The sequence below is a fragment of the Enterobacter dykesii genome (genome assembly GCF_008364625.2).
Taxonomy (GTDB): domain Bacteria; phylum Pseudomonadota; class Gammaproteobacteria; order Enterobacterales; family Enterobacteriaceae; genus Enterobacter; species Enterobacter dykesii.
The window spans coordinates 315,422-329,001 of sequence record NZ_CP126604.1 but is presented as its reverse complement, the minus strand read 5'-3'; the positions used below and the strand labels follow the sequence as shown (position 1 = coordinate 329,001).

Genomic DNA, 13,580 nt, shown 5'->3' with positions numbered 1-13,580 from the left:
TCATTCTGGCCGGGGAGCTTAAAACATCACCCACGCCACCAGCGGCGCAATCAGCACCATCACTACGCCTGAGAGCATCATCACCAGGCTCGCGACAACGCCCTCCTGCTGTCCCAGCTCATACGAACGTGCCGTGCCCGCCCCGTGCGAAGCCGCGCCAAACCCCGCGCCTTTCGCCATCCCTTCACGGATCGACAAGCGCAGGAACAACATATCGCCGACGGCCATCCCAAAGACGCCCGTCACCACCACAAACAGCGCCACCAGGTCCGGCTGCCCGCCGAGCGGTTTAGCGGCCGCCAGCGCAAACGGCGTGGTTACCGAACGCACCGCCAGGCTGCGCTGAATTTCATCGGGCAGCGTAAACAGCCGCGCCAGCCAGACGGAGCTGCACACCGCGACCACCGTGGCGGTGATGACGCCCGCGCTGAGCGACATCCAGTGGCGTTTGATAATCGCCAGGTTGTCGTAAACGGGGACGGCAAAAGCGATGGTCGCCGGGCCGAGCAGCCACAGCAGCCAGTGGGATTCGCCAATGTAGTTCTGCCAGGAGATGTGGCCGAAGACCAGCATCAGCACCAGCAGGATCGGCGTGAAGACCAGCGGCATCAGCGGCAGGGCGTGAAAGCGGCGATACAGCCGCTTGTTGGCGAAGTAGATCGCCAGCGTCGCAATCAGGCACAGGACGCTTACCTGAAAGTTAGTCATGTTTGTGCCTGCTGATTTCAAAGCGATACACTTTATCCACCACCCAGGCGGTCGTCCCCAGCACCATCAGCGTACTCAGCGCGATAACCGCAAAGATTCGCCAGCCGTCCACCATCAGCAGCTGCGCATAGTTCACCACCGCCACCACCGCCGGAACAAAGAACAGCAGCATCTCTGCCAGCAGCCAGCGCGCCCCGGCGCGTACCCAGTTAAGGGGGATCACGCGGCACAGAATAAGCGTCAGCATCAGCAGCATCCCGACAAGATTGGCAGGCAGCGGCAGATGCAGCCAGCCGACAAGATATTCCGCGAAAACAAACAGTCCCGCGTAGAGCAGTACCTGCACCGGGACCTGGAGTCGTTGCACAACGGCAGGCGTAACACGGCTTAACGCCACGGCCATGGGGGTTTTCCTCAAAAATGCGATGAGGCGCCAGTATAGAGAGCGCACGGTATGGACTGAAATGAATTAAAATCATCAAAGGTATAGTTTCGAGGAATAATCATGGACATAAGAACGCTGCGCTATTTTGTCGAAGTGGTTCGTCAGCAAAGTTTTACCCGCGCAGCGGAGAAGTTGTTTGTTACCCAGCCCACCATCAGCAAGATGCTGAAAAACCTCGAAGATGAACTGAACTGTACCCTGCTGATCCGCGACGGGCGCAAGCTGCTGCTGACCGACACCGGACGCGTGGTGTTCGAACGCGGGCTGGCGATTCTGGCGGAGTTTCGCCAGCTGGAAGCGGAGCTGGGCGATATCAATCATCTGAAGAAAGGTGTCCTTCGCCTCGGCATTCCGCCAATGGTGGGGATGATGATGGCCGGGCCGATTAGCCTGTTTCGCCAGCGTTATCCCGGCGTTGAGCTGAAGATTTCGGAGTTTGGTGGGTTAACCGTCCAGCAGGCCGTCACCAACGGCGAGCTCGACGTGGCAATGACCGCCCTTCCCGTTGAGGAAGAGAGCGGTCTGGCGACGCTTCCGCTCTTTAGCCACCCGCTGTGCGTGCTGGTTCCCCGCTCCGGCGACTGGCTGAAGTTAGACTCGGTGAGACCTGAACTGCTCGGCGAGCACCCTCTGCTGATCTACAACGAAGACTTCGCTCTCAGCCGCCAGCTGATGACGCTGTTTAACCAGCATAACGTCAAGCCGCGCATAGCGGTGCGCAGCGGACAGTGGGATTTCCTGGCGGCGATGGTGCAGGCCGGCGTGGGGATTGCCATTCTGCCGCAGCCTATCTGCGAGCGTCTGGATAAAAACACGCTGCGCTGGATCCCGCTGGAGAGCGACCTGCACTGGCAGCTGGGGATGATCTGGCGTGAAGGGGTCTATTTGTCGCAGAGCGCGCAGGCGTGGCTGCAGTGTTGTGAGGGGTTTTGGGTGCCCTCACCCTAACCCTCTCCCACAGGGAGAGGGAAGCGATTGAGCACGTAAAAACAGCGCTACTGATTCTCTATCAACAGCGCTTCCAGCAGATCCAGATCGTGCAGCAGCTTTTGCAGCGTTTCGTTGCTGATCTGGCGCGTGGCGCGCAGATGGTACAGCTCGGCACGCTCTGAGCGCAATGCTGCCAGACGGAAGCGGCGTTCCAGGTTCTCCTCCTGCAGCGAGCTTTCCACATCGTTACGCCCGTCCGCGCGGCGGCGCAGGTTACCAATCACGCGGGAACTGACCTCCGTCAGCAGCTGATTGTCGATGTTCTCTTCCGCATCGGCGGCCAGACGCTCTTCCATCTTCTGAATCGCGACAATTGCCACTTCGGCGGTGGCCGCCCGGGCAATACGCTCCTCTTTATGCTGCTGGGTCGAATCACCGGCATCAATATGCTGGAGCAAAATCGGCAGCATAATCACGCCGACAAACAGGGAGAACAGAATCACGCCCGCCGCCAGGAAGACCAGCTCGTAGCGCGCCGGGAAGACGTCGCCCGTGGGCAGCAGCAGCGGAATGGAGAGTACACCGGCAAGGGTGATCGCCCCGCGTACGCCCGCAAAAGAGGCGATCAGCAGCTCACGCGTTGTCCACGAGCCGAACTCCATCGGCTTTTTCTTCAGGAAACGCACGCTGAAGTTTTTCATCGTCCACAGCCAGCCGAAACGCACCAGCATCAGCGCCAGGTAGATCAGCACGATGTCGGTAAACAGCATCCAGACCTCAACGTTCGGATCGGCTTCGGCCGCCACCAGCGAGGATTCCATAATGCCCGGCAGCTGCAGGCCCAACAGCAGGAACACCATGCCGTTAAAGACAAACTCCAGCATCGCCCAGGTGCTGTTGGCACGCAGGCGCATCGCCAGCGGCGCGCGGCGCATTACGCCGGAACGGGTGATGGTCATCCCCGCCGCAACCGCAGCCAGAATGCCCGACACGCCGATGTGTTCGGCAATCAGATAAGAGGCAAACGGCAGCAGGAACAGCAGTACGATCTGCGTAGCGGGCTCATCGCCGCCCCAGCGGCTGAGGAAGCGCAATGAGCGGCCGTACAGCCAGCTCACCACGAAGCCTGCGAGAATACCGCCAATCGCCACCTTGAAGAATTCCAGGGTTGCGCCGCCGATGGTAAAGACCATCGTGCCCATCGCAACGGCCACGGCAAACTTGAGGGCGACCAGGCCGGAGGCGTCGTTCATCAGCGCCTCACCCTGTAAAATCCCCATGATTTTCTTCGGAATACGGCCTTCACCCACAATGCCGGACAGCGCCACGGCATCGGTTGGCGACAGCACGGCGGCCAGCGCAAAAGCCGGTATTAATGGAATACCCGGTACCGCCCAGTAGATCAGAAAACCAATCCCGACGACGGTGACCACCACCAGCGCCAGCGCCAGGCCAAAGATCTCGCGCCCGTGCTCAAGGAATTCTCGCGTGGGCGTTTTCCAGCCATCGGCAAACAGCAGCGGCGGGATAAACAGCACGAGGAACAGTTCGGGGTCAAATTCCACGTGCAGGCCAAACGTCGGCCACGCCAGCAGCGCGCCGATGGCAATTTGCATTAATGGCAGGGGGACCTGAAAGGGCAGTACGCGTGTAACCACCCCGGATAACGAGACCACAAGGGTCATGATGAGTATTGTGAAGAAGATTTCCATGCGTTCCCTGTTTGCTGTGTTGCTTATGTACTCCGGAAGGCGTCGTGCCTTTTATTCTATCTTCCCCAGAGTAACGCAAAAGGCAACAGGATGAGTCCTGAAAATAAAAACGGGCGGCCTGAGCCACCCGTTTTCGCATCAATGGACAACTTAGATTGCCCAGCCGCCCGCGTAGAACGCTACCAGCGCAACGGCGATAATCACGGTGCCGACGTTCAGCTTGCGCCATTCACCGGAAACCAGACGACCAATCACCAGCGACGCGAAGCCGATCATAATGCCGGTCACGATGTTACAGGTCAGGACGATAAAGACCGCGGTAATCAGGCCAGACATCGCGTCCACGAAATCCGCAAAGTCGATTTTCGCTACATTGCTCAGCATCAGCAGGCCAACGTACATCAGCGCTGGCGCGGTCGCATACGCCGGAACCAGATAGGAGAGCGGAGAGAGGAACAGGATCAGCATGAACAGCACGCCGACGGTGATCGCCGTCAGGCCGGTTTTACCGCCTGCCGCCGTACCCGCTGCGGACTCGATGTACACCGCCGCAGGCGCCGCGCCCACCAGACCAGAGAAGACGCTGCTCAGGGAGTCGGTGGTCAGCGCTTTGCCGCCGTCAATAATCTGACCATCTTTATCCAGCAGGTTCGCCTGACCGGCCACCGCACGAATGGTACCGGTCGCATCAAACACGGCGGTCATGACCAGCGCCAGCACGCTTGGCAGGATCACCGGGTTCAGCGCGCCAACGATATCCAGGCTGCCAATAAGGGAGTTGCCTTTGTCATCGCTCAGCGACGGCATGGCGAAGATACCGGAGAAGTGTACGGTTGGATCGAAAATCAGGCCGACAATAGAAACGCCGATAATGGTCAGCAGAATGCCGCCAGGCACCTTCAGTTTTTCCAGACCGATAATCACCGCCAGGCCGATCAGCGACATAATCACCGGGAAGCTGGCGAAGTGGCCCAGCGCAACCGGCAGGCCGTCCAGCGGGTTCTTGATGACCAGACCAACGCCGTTGGCGGCGATCAGCAACAGGAACAGGCCGATACCGATGCCGGTACCGTGCGCCACGCCCTGCGGCAGGTTGCGCAAGATCCAGCTACGGATGCCGGTCGCTGAAATCACGGTAAACAGCACACCCATCAGGAACACGGCGCCCAGCGCAACCGGTACGCTGATCTGCTGACCCAGCACCAGGCTGAACGCGGTAAACGCGGTCAGGGAGATGGCGCAACCAATCGCCAGCGGCAGGTTCGCCCACAGGCCCATCACGATGGAGCCCACGCCAGCCACAAGGCAGGTCGCCACAAAGACAGCCGCTGGCGGGAAGCCTGCTTTGCCCAGCATGCCCGGCACAACGATGACGGAATAAACCATCGCCAGAAACGTTGTCAAACCGGCAACAATTTCCTGGCGCACGGTGCTGCCGCGGGCCGAAATTTTAAACATGGCGTCAAGTGAACCGCCAGTACGCGCAGATGGCGTAGACATAGAAAACATCCCCTGAGAGTTTTTTAGGAAGTCCGTAAGCGAGGTGGAGACGCCACTGCCAGCTGAACCTCAAATCCTTGTGTTGCGTTTGTGACGAAAGGGCGTCACAAAAAAAGCAAACGTTTAGCTCCGCGCTTACAAACGGGTGGTCAAATTAAGGCAAACGATTATCTAGCGTAATCCCCGCCCTTTTCAACTGAACTTTATCGTTTTTCGCTAAAATTCACTTATGACGCTGAAGAAATAAACAGAGGATGCGCAAACGTTATCGTTTATGCGCAATCTGTTTACATTTCAGTCCTCGCCGGGGATAGATAACGGTCCCCCTTGTTCCAGGGTTCTTTGCCAGCCAGGGCTGTTCTCAACTTTTGTCTTCCATGCCTGAATATGCGGCAGATTTGGGATACCGCCGCGCGCCAGCAGGGCAAAGATCGGGAAGCTCATCTGAATATCGGCCATGCTGAGCGAATCCCCGGCAAACCAGCTGTTTTCGGCAAGATGTGACTCAATAAAGCGCGCATGGGTCTCCAGCTGACGGTTGAGATACGCTTTCTGCACCCCCTGCCCCAGCGCTTTGCCCAGGGTTCTGATACCAAACGGCACCGGCGGCTTGCCGAGGCTGTTGAAGACCAGCTTCATTAACAGCAGCGGCATCAGCGATCCTTCAGCGTAATGCAGCCAGAAGCGGTATTGCACCTTATGCGCCGGATCTAAAGGCTTAAGGCGCGACTCGGGATCGTACGTTTCCTGCAGGTATTCCAGGATGGCGCCCGACTCCGCAAGGATCAACCCGTTATCTTCAATGACCGGCGATTTGCCCAACGGATGCACCTTTTTGAGAGCCTCCGGCGCCAGCATGTTCTTTTCGCGCTGGTAGTGGACAATCTCATAAGGCAGGCCGAGTTCTTCCAGCGCCCAGATCGCGCGGTGCGAGCGCGACTGGTTAAGGTGGTGTACCGTGAGCATGGCTTTCTCCTGTTATTCATACTTTTTAACTATAGAAAATTGAACAACACCGCGAAAAAAATTCGTCTAAAAAACGGTTGGTGAGGCTGGCGAAAAAACGGGTCTTGCATAGAATTAAAGTGTCAGCACAATCCGGAACCTCCCCAACCAGCTCGACACTGAGGGGTGCTGACGTCGGGGGAAACCCTCCCGTGAACCAGCGGGATAGAGTGAAAGACAAAGACCGGGAAAAACTAAAGCGCCCTTATGTGGCGCTTTAGTTCTTTATTAATCCTCTTCCAGCAACCGCGCCCCCGTCCCCTGCTCGCCCAGCCTGTCGCCGGGGTTACGCAACGGACAATCGCTACGCGACAGGCAGCCGCAGCCGATACAACCATCCAGTTCGTCACGCAGGACGACCAGCGTATGTATACGCCGGTCCAGCTCTTCACGCCACTGGGACGACAGTTCTTTCCACTCTTTCGGGCTAAGCGTATGTCCCTCCGGCAGCACGCCAAACGCCTCGCCGATCGTGGCCAGGGGAATTCCGATTCGTTGCGCAATTTTGATAATCGCAACGTAGCGGAGCACGTCGCGGGTATAGCGACGCTGGTTGCCCCCGTTACGGATGCTCTTGATTAACCCTTTACTTTCATAGAAGTGGAGCGCCGATACCGCAACGCCGCTTCGCTTCGCCACTTCACCGGGAGTTAAAAGCGCTTTAATTCGCGGCAATCTCTTTTCCATAAAACCTCTTTACCTCAAGTTAACTTGAGGAATTATACTCCCCCGCAGAGAAAACGACGAATTAACCGAGATAGTTGTATCTACAGAGGGGCAACCTTATGTCGCATCAGCAGATTATTCAGACGCTTATTGAATGGATTGATGACCATATCGACCAACCGTTGAACATTGATGTGGTCGCTAAAAAGTCGGGCTATTCGAAATGGTATTTACAGAGAATGTTCCGCACGGTCATGCATCAGACGCTGGGTGAGTATATTCGCCAGCGCAGACTGCTGCTGGCGGCGCAGGCGCTACGCTCAACGCAGCGGCCCATTTTTGATATCGCGATGGATCTTGGCTATGTGTCGCAACAAACCTTTTCCCGCGTGTTTCGCCGCGAGTTTGACCGCACGCCGAGCGACTATCGCCACCAGTTGAATTAATCACCCTCAGTGCAAAGGCTGCTGCTGCCAGGTCATAAATTCCTGGGGCGGCATCGCTTTCGCGAAGTGCCATCCCTGACAAAACTGGACGCCGCGCTTCAACAGCCAGCTCACCTGCTCTGCCGTTTCTACCCCTTCCGCAATGGTTTTCAGCCGCAGGCTCTGCGCCATCTCGATAATATGCTCGGCGATCAGGTGGCTGGTACTGTTGGTCGTTAAGGTATCGATAAAGGATTTATCGATTTTCAGAATATCCACGTTCAGCGAGTAGAGGTTGTGCAGGTTCGAGTAACCGGTACCGAAATCATCGATCGCGACTTCGTAACCCGCCTGACGGAAAGCCTGAATCACCGGCGTGGTTTTTGGCACATCGATAAAACCGCGCTCCGTCACTTCTATTTTGATTTGCTGCGCACGGACGGCATAGTGGCGGGCCTTGTCTGAAATCATGGCGATCAGCCGCGAGGAGTGGAAATCCGTGGCCGACAGGTTAATCGAAATATAGAGATGCGGATGCTCGGCCAGGAAATGGCCCAGATCGTTGAACACCTCCTCAACGACATAGTCCGTAATCCGCTCGCTCATACCTTCATTTTCCGCCAGCGGAATAAATTCAGCCGGGCTCATCACCTGCCCGTTAAAACCAGGCCAGCGTAACAATGCCTCCGCGCCTACACACCGGTTGTTCTTGATATCAATAATCGGCTGATAGTGGACGCAAAGCTGTCGTTTGTTCAGCGCCCGGTGCAGTAAGCGCCCCGGCGAATTGAGCTCACGATGGGTACGGGACCATACCAGCAAAATAATAATGCTGCAGATCATGCCCAGCGGTAGCGTCAACGTCGCCTGGTGATAAAGCGTTTCATAAAAGCGTTTATTCGATGTCGACACAATGGCCGCAATTGGTCTTTTGGGGGATGTTACGATCGTATAAAAGCGGTTATCTTTTTGAAATACCGATTCCTTATCCCGAATCATCGAATTTAATAAAGAAACATTGGCTTTCTGACTGACCGAAAAGAAAGCATTGGTAACCGTGTCGTACACACCCCAGGAGAGAGAATGATCCGCGGACATAACTTCGCTGTATGAAAGCGGGTTGACGACCACCACATAATTTCCGCGCTGCATATATGTCATTTTATAGCCAGTATAAAATGGGGTATCGCGATAATAATAGATAGCGACGTCTGGTTTACGCGTGTAATTAGCGACAGGAATGGCGTAGGGGTGATCCGGTGTAAAAACGGTCGAACAAAGAAAATTCTGACCTTCAGCGTAAATTAAATCGGCGACAAACAGGCGGCCACGAACAACGTTCAGCATATATTGACGGTGTCCCGGCGTGCAAAGCTCGCCCTGATATTTTACAGCCTCGTCCCTGGCCAGCTCAACCTGTTGAATAACCAGCTCTGTTTTGTCTAAAGCCAGTTCAGCAAATGTGCGTAGCTGGGCGCTTGTTTCAGACACAGCTCGTAGCTGGGCAAACCATAGCGCAAGCATCACCGGCAGCATAACTACCATGATGATCCCTACCACCCTGAGCATTTTGCGCCGCGCGCTACGATTCATTTCCCGCCCTATATCCCTGCATGTTGTACGCCTGTAGTAATGAAGGCCGGATGCTTTGTTAAACAGGTGATTACGTTGCATGAATCATGCGAAGTTAGCAACTGACTTTTAGTATTAAAAATCTTAAATTTCGTTATGACGATAATATTTTCCCGTAAGTTAAACTGTAAGTATTCGTTCCGTTTCAATTAAGGAAAATAATTATCCAGCCCGCCGGGGCAGGCGGGAAGATAACACAACAGACGATCGTTGATTAAGCCAAATGTCTGACAGCATGAAAAAAGTACAACTTCACCATGACGTTTTATGCTATTTGCTCTGAGATATTGTGTTCGTTGATTTATAAATAATCAGTCTTCGCCACACTATTTTCAGGATTGGCAGAGAATAACGGCCCCACTTATAAAAACCGAATTTGAGTTACTCCCACTTGCCCGAAGGGCGTTTCCGGCACGCAGTGGGTCTGCCTCCTCATGCGCCGAGTCCGGGTCTGCCTGCTCAACCGCCTTTCCTGAGGAATAAAATCCTCTTTTTTGATCGCACAGATACTGGCGAATAAATCAACAAATGTGATATAGTTCACACATATTTTGTAACGAGAAACACCGTTTCATTCAGTTCGTCTGTTTTATAGAGGATGGGTTTTATGGCAACCATTACCACCAGCATGGTTCTCCTGCGCTGGCCTTTGTTGAGTGCGGTACTGATGTTTTTAGCCAGCACGCTGAACATTCAGTTTCGTAAATCTGACTATGCGGGTCTTGCTGTCATCAGCACCCTGCTGGGGCTGGGCTCAGCCTGCTGGTTTGCAACGGGCCTGCTTGGCATCACCCCGCTGGATATCGCCGCCGTCTGGGAAAATATTAAAGTGGTGATGGTTGAGGCGATGAGCCACACGCCGCCAGACTGGCCGATGGTGATTACCTGATCCCTTCCGGAATAAAAAAACCCAGACGCTAGTCTGGGTTTTTTGTTTTCAGCGCGCGGAAATCAGAACGGAATGTCGTCGTCGAAATCCATTGGCGGTTCGTTAGACGGCGCCGGAGCAGACTGCTGCTGCGGACGAGACTGCGCGCCGCCGCTGAACTGGTTGCCGCCCTGCGGCTGCTGAGGCTGACCCCAACCGCCCTGCTGCTGGCTCTGACCGCCACCTGCCGGTGCGCCACCGCCCTGACGTCCACCCAGCATCTGCATGGTGCCGCCCACGTTGACCACGACTTCCGTGGTGTACTTCTCAGCGCCGGACTGATCGGTCCATTTGCGGGTACGCAGCTGGCCTTCGATATAGACCTGAGAACCTTTACGCAGATACTCACCGGCCACTTCTGCCAGTTTGCCAAACAGCACTACACGGTGCCATTCGGTCTGCTCTTTCATCTCACCGGTCGCTTTATCACGCCAGGATTCGGAAGTAGCCAGCGTAATGTTGGCAACTGCGCCACCACTCGGCATGTAGCGTACTTCCGGGTCCTGGCCCAGATTACCGACGAGAATCACCTTGTTTACGCCTCTGCTGGCCATGTTCGTGTCTCCTGAATACGTTTCTTAATAGTGTAAACGCGCGAGTGTACCATTTCCATGCTGCACTTTGATAGTTGCGTAGCACGTTCCAGAGTTCTCTCGCAACTCCACATTGTTACACAGCCAATCAGAAAATGCATTCCAATACTGTATATTCAAACAGGTCAAATTGTGTCATAATTAGCCGTTTCTGACAGCCGTTTGTCCTTCAAACAAATCAGGCAATCCGTGTTCCAACCGGGAAAGGTGAATGGATAAGATCGAAGTTCGGGGCGCCCGCACCCACAATCTCAAGAATATCAACCTCATAATCCCTCGCGACAAACTCATTGTCGTGACCGGGCTTTCGGGGTCTGGCAAATCCTCACTGGCTTTCGACACTTTGTATGCCGAAGGACAGCGTCGTTACGTTGAATCGCTCTCTGCGTACGCGCGTCAGTTCCTGTCGCTGATGGAAAAACCGGATGTCGACCACATTGAAGGGTTGTCTCCTGCTATCTCTATTGAGCAGAAGTCCACCTCGCATAACCCGCGTTCAACGGTCGGTACCATTACCGAAATTCATGACTACCTGCGTCTGCTGTATGCCCGCGTGGGCGAGCCGCGCTGCCCGGACCACGACGTCCCGCTGGCGGCACAGACCGTGAGCCAGATGGTGGATAACGTGCTGTCGCAGCCGGAAGGCAAACGCCTGATGCTGCTGGCGCCAATCATTAAAGAGCGTAAGGGCGAACACACCAAAACGCTGGAAAACCTGGCAAGCCAGGGCTATATCCGCGCCCGTATCGACGGCGAGGTGTGTGACCTGTCCGACCCGCCCAAGCTGGAACTGCAGAAGAAGCACACCATCGAGGTAGTGATTGACCGCTTTAAGGTGCGTGACGATCTCGCCACGCGTCTCGCAGAATCGTTTGAAACGGCGCTGGAACTCTCTGGCGGCACGGCCGTGGTCTCCGATATGGACGACCCAAAAGCGGAAGAGCTGCTCTTCTCCGCCAACTTCGCCTGCCCGATTTGCGGCTACAGCATGCGCGAGCTGGAACCGCGCCTGTTCTCATTCAACAACCCGGCGGGCGCGTGCCCGACGTGTGACGGCCTGGGCGTGCAGCAGTATTTCGACCCGGACCGCGTGATCCAGAATCCGGAGCTGTCCCTGGCGGGCGGCGCCATTCGCGGCTGGGACAAACGTAACTTCTACTACTTCCAGATGCTGAAGTCGCTGGCGGAGCACTACAAGTTCGACGTCGAAGCCCCGTGGGCGAGCCTGACCCCGAACGTGCACAAAGTGATCCTGTTCGGCTCTGGCAAAGAGAACATCGAGTTCAAGTATATGAACGATCGCGGCGATACCTCCGTGCGTCGCCACCCGTTCGAAGGGGTGCTGCACAACATGGAGCGCCGCTACAAAGAGACCGAATCCAGCGCGGTGCGCGAGGAGCTGGCGAAGTTCATCAGCAACCGCTCCTGCGCCACCTGTGAGGGCACGCGTCTGCGTCGCGAAGCGCGCCACGTGTTTGTGGAAAACACGGCGCTGCCGACCATCTCAGACATGAGCATCGGCCACGCGATGGACTTCTTCAACAACCTGAAGCTCTCCGGCCAGCGCGCGAAAATCGCCGAAAAAGTGCTGAAAGAGATTGGCGATCGCCTGAAATTCCTCGTGAACGTCGGCCTGAACTACCTGACGCTTTCCCGCTCGGCAGAAACGCTCTCCGGCGGTGAAGCCCAGCGTATCCGTCTGGCGAGCCAGATTGGCGCGGGCTTAGTCGGCGTGATGTACGTGCTGGATGAGCCGTCCATCGGCCTGCACCAGCGCGACAACGAGCGCCTGCTCGGCACGCTGGTCCACCTGCGCAATCTCGGCAACACGGTGATTGTGGTCGAGCACGACGAAGACGCCATTCGCGCCGCTGACCACGTCATCGACATTGGCCCAGGCGCTGGCGTACACGGCGGGCAGGTGGTTGCTGAAGGGACGCTGAAGGACATCATGGCGGTACCCGAATCGCTGACCGGTCAGTTCATGAGCGGCAAGCGCAAGATTGAGGTACCAAAACAGCGCGTGGCGGCGAACCCGGAAAAAGTGCTGAAGCTGACCGGCGCGCGCGGCAACAACCTGAAAGACGTCACCCTGACGCTGCCGGTTGGCCTGTTTACCTGTATCACCGGCGTGTCCGGTTCCGGTAAATCGACGCTGATCAACGATACGCTGTTCCCGATTGCGCAGACGGCGCTGAACGGCGCGACGCTGGCCGAGCCTGCGCCGTACCGCGACATCCAGGGTCTGGAGCATTTCGATAAGGTTATCGACATCGACCAGAGCCCGATTGGCCGTACCCCGCGCTCTAACCCGGCAACCTATACCGGCGTCTTTACGCCCGTACGTGAACTGTTCGCCGGCGTGCCGGAAGCGCGCTCCCGCGGCTATACGCCAGGACGTTTCAGCTTTAACGTTCGCGGTGGTCGCTGCGAAGCGTGCCAGGGCGACGGCGTGATCAAGGTTGAGATGCACTTCCTGCCGGATATCTACGTGCCGTGCGACCAGTGCAAAGGCAAGCGCTATAACCGCGAAACGCTGGAAATTAAGTACAAGGGCAAGACCATCCACGAAGTGCTGGATATGACCATCGAAGAGGCGCGCGAATTCTTTGATGCCGTCCCTGCGCTGGCGCGTAAGCTGCAGACGCTGATGGACGTGGGCCTGACCTACATTCGTCTGGGACAGTCGGCGACCACGCTGTCCGGCGGTGAAGCGCAGCGTGTGAAGCTGGCGCGTGAACTGTCAAAACGCGGCACCGGTCAGACGCTGTACATCCTGGATGAGCCAACCACCGGCCTGCACTTTGCCGATATCCAGCAGCTGCTCGAGGTTCTGCATCAGCTGCGCGACCAGGGCAACACTATCGTGGTCATCGAACATAACCTGGACGTCATTAAAACCGCGGACTGGATTGTCGATCTCGGCCCGGAAGGCGGCAGCGGCGGCGGTGAAATTCTCGTCTCCGGTACGCCAGAGACCGTTGCAGAGTGCGAAGCCTCGCACACCGCGCGCTTCCTTAAACCGTTGCTGTAATT

Annotated in this window: 12 protein-coding genes; 4 read left to right on the top strand and 8 right to left on the bottom strand. The window is 56.3% G+C overall.

Annotated features, from left to right (window positions below):
- Nucleotides 1-18: 18 nt before the first annotated feature.
- Complete coding sequence (locus F0320_RS01505) at nucleotides 19-708, bottom strand: LrgB family protein (protein WP_047653092.1); 690 nt, start codon at nucleotides 706-708, stop codon at nucleotides 19-21.
- On the bottom strand, nucleotides 701-1,111 hold the full coding sequence (locus F0320_RS01500; protein ID WP_047653094.1) for a CidA/LrgA family protein: 411 nt from the start codon (nucleotides 1,109-1,111) through the stop codon (nucleotides 701-703). Before F0320_RS01500 ends, F0320_RS01505 begins: the two co-directional genes overlap by 8 nt.
- Before the next feature lie 102 nt (nucleotides 1,112-1,213).
- On the opposite strand from F0320_RS01500, the gene F0320_RS01495 reads away from it, so the two are divergent.
- Nucleotides 1,214-2,101: a LysR family transcriptional regulator gene (locus tag F0320_RS01495; protein ID WP_023310061.1), complete on the top strand. Its 888-nt coding sequence runs from the start codon at nucleotides 1,214-1,216 to the stop codon at nucleotides 2,099-2,101.
- Nucleotides 2,102-2,148: 47 nt separating this feature from the next.
- Here F0320_RS01495 and F0320_RS01490 read toward each other — a convergent pair whose 3' ends face one another.
- The 4 genes from F0320_RS01490 to soxR form a co-directional block, all read right to left on the bottom strand.
- Nucleotides 2,149-3,795, bottom strand: coding sequence for a Na+/H+ antiporter (locus F0320_RS01490; protein WP_126331182.1), 1,647 nt, complete (start codon nucleotides 3,793-3,795; stop codon nucleotides 2,149-2,151).
- Between the two features lie 150 nt (nucleotides 3,796-3,945).
- Nucleotides 3,946-5,295: a guanine/hypoxanthine transporter GhxP gene (gene ghxP / locus F0320_RS01485; RefSeq protein WP_126331180.1), complete on the bottom strand. Its 1,350-nt coding sequence runs from the start codon at nucleotides 5,293-5,295 to the stop codon at nucleotides 3,946-3,948.
- Nucleotides 5,296-5,589: 294 nt separating this feature from the next.
- Nucleotides 5,590-6,261: a glutathione S-transferase family protein gene (locus F0320_RS01480; RefSeq protein ID WP_126331178.1), complete on the bottom strand. Its 672-nt coding sequence runs from the start codon at nucleotides 6,259-6,261 to the stop codon at nucleotides 5,590-5,592.
- Between the two features lie 267 nt (nucleotides 6,262-6,528).
- The gene (soxR, locus tag F0320_RS01475) at nucleotides 6,529-6,987 is read right to left on the bottom strand and encodes a redox-sensitive transcriptional activator SoxR (protein WP_023310057.1); all 459 of its coding nucleotides are present in this window, start codon (nucleotides 6,985-6,987) and stop codon (nucleotides 6,529-6,531) included.
- A 98-nt stretch (nucleotides 6,988-7,085) separates the two neighbouring features.
- Here soxR and soxS point away from each other — a divergent pair, with 98 nt between their 5' ends.
- Nucleotides 7,086-7,412: a superoxide response transcriptional regulator SoxS gene (gene soxS / locus F0320_RS01470; RefSeq protein ID WP_008503387.1), complete on the top strand. Its 327-nt coding sequence runs from the start codon at nucleotides 7,086-7,088 to the stop codon at nucleotides 7,410-7,412.
- Between the two features lie 6 nt (nucleotides 7,413-7,418).
- Here the strand turns inward: soxS and F0320_RS01465 are convergent, their stop codons facing one another.
- The gene (locus tag F0320_RS01465) at nucleotides 7,419-8,984 is read right to left on the bottom strand and encodes an EAL domain-containing protein (RefSeq protein ID WP_047653098.1); all 1,566 of its coding nucleotides are present in this window, start codon (nucleotides 8,982-8,984) and stop codon (nucleotides 7,419-7,421) included.
- Between the two features lie 646 nt (nucleotides 8,985-9,630).
- Here F0320_RS01465 and F0320_RS01460 point away from each other — a divergent pair.
- Complete coding sequence (locus F0320_RS01460; RefSeq protein ID WP_126331176.1) at nucleotides 9,631-9,912, top strand: YjcB family protein; 282 nt, start codon at nucleotides 9,631-9,633, stop codon at nucleotides 9,910-9,912.
- Between the two features lie 62 nt (nucleotides 9,913-9,974).
- On the opposite strand, the gene ssb1 is transcribed toward F0320_RS01460, so the two are convergent.
- Nucleotides 9,975-10,505 (bottom strand): single-stranded DNA-binding protein SSB1, encoded by a 531-nt coding sequence (gene ssb1 / locus F0320_RS01455; RefSeq protein ID WP_023310055.1) that lies wholly within the window; start codon nucleotides 10,503-10,505, stop codon nucleotides 9,975-9,977.
- Between the two features lie 250 nt (nucleotides 10,506-10,755).
- On the opposite strand from ssb1, the gene uvrA reads away from it, so the two are divergent.
- On the top strand, nucleotides 10,756-13,578 hold the full coding sequence (gene uvrA, locus F0320_RS01450) for an excinuclease ABC subunit UvrA (RefSeq protein ID WP_126331174.1): 2,823 nt from the start codon (nucleotides 10,756-10,758) through the stop codon (nucleotides 13,576-13,578).
- Nucleotides 13,579-13,580: the final 2 nt, after the last annotated feature.

What these genes read in the sequence shown, in the direction of transcription:
- F0320_RS01505 (WP_047653092.1), bottom strand. Translation starts at nt 708, where the DNA reads ATGACTAACTTTCAGGTAAGCGTCCTGTGCCTGATTGCGACGCTGGCG.
- F0320_RS01500 (WP_047653094.1), bottom strand. Translation starts at nt 1,111, where the DNA reads ATGGCCGTGGCGTTAAGCCGTGTTACGCCTGCCGTTGTGCAACGACTC.
- F0320_RS01495 (WP_023310061.1), top strand. Translation starts at nt 1,214, where the DNA reads ATGGACATAAGAACGCTGCGCTATTTTGTCGAAGTGGTTCGTCAGCAA.
- F0320_RS01490 (WP_126331182.1), bottom strand. Translation starts at nt 3,795, where the DNA reads ATGGAAATCTTCTTCACAATACTCATCATGACCCTTGTGGTCTCGTTA.
- ghxP (WP_126331180.1), bottom strand. Translation starts at nt 5,295, where the DNA reads ATGTCTACGCCATCTGCGCGTACTGGCGGTTCACTTGACGCCATGTTT.
- F0320_RS01480 (WP_126331178.1), bottom strand. Translation starts at nt 6,261, where the DNA reads ATGCTCACGGTACACCACCTTAACCAGTCGCGCTCGCACCGCGCGATC.
- soxR (WP_023310057.1), bottom strand. Translation starts at nt 6,987, where the DNA reads ATGGAAAAGAGATTGCCGCGAATTAAAGCGCTTTTAACTCCCGGTGAA.
- soxS (WP_008503387.1), top strand. Translation starts at nt 7,086, where the DNA reads ATGTCGCATCAGCAGATTATTCAGACGCTTATTGAATGGATTGATGAC.
- F0320_RS01465 (WP_047653098.1), bottom strand. Translation starts at nt 8,984, where the DNA reads ATGAATCGTAGCGCGCGGCGCAAAATGCTCAGGGTGGTAGGGATCATC.
- F0320_RS01460 (WP_126331176.1), top strand. Translation starts at nt 9,631, where the DNA reads ATGGCAACCATTACCACCAGCATGGTTCTCCTGCGCTGGCCTTTGTTG.
- ssb1 (WP_023310055.1), bottom strand. Translation starts at nt 10,505, where the DNA reads ATGGCCAGCAGAGGCGTAAACAAGGTGATTCTCGTCGGTAATCTGGGC.
- uvrA (WP_126331174.1), top strand. Translation starts at nt 10,756, where the DNA reads ATGGATAAGATCGAAGTTCGGGGCGCCCGCACCCACAATCTCAAGAAT.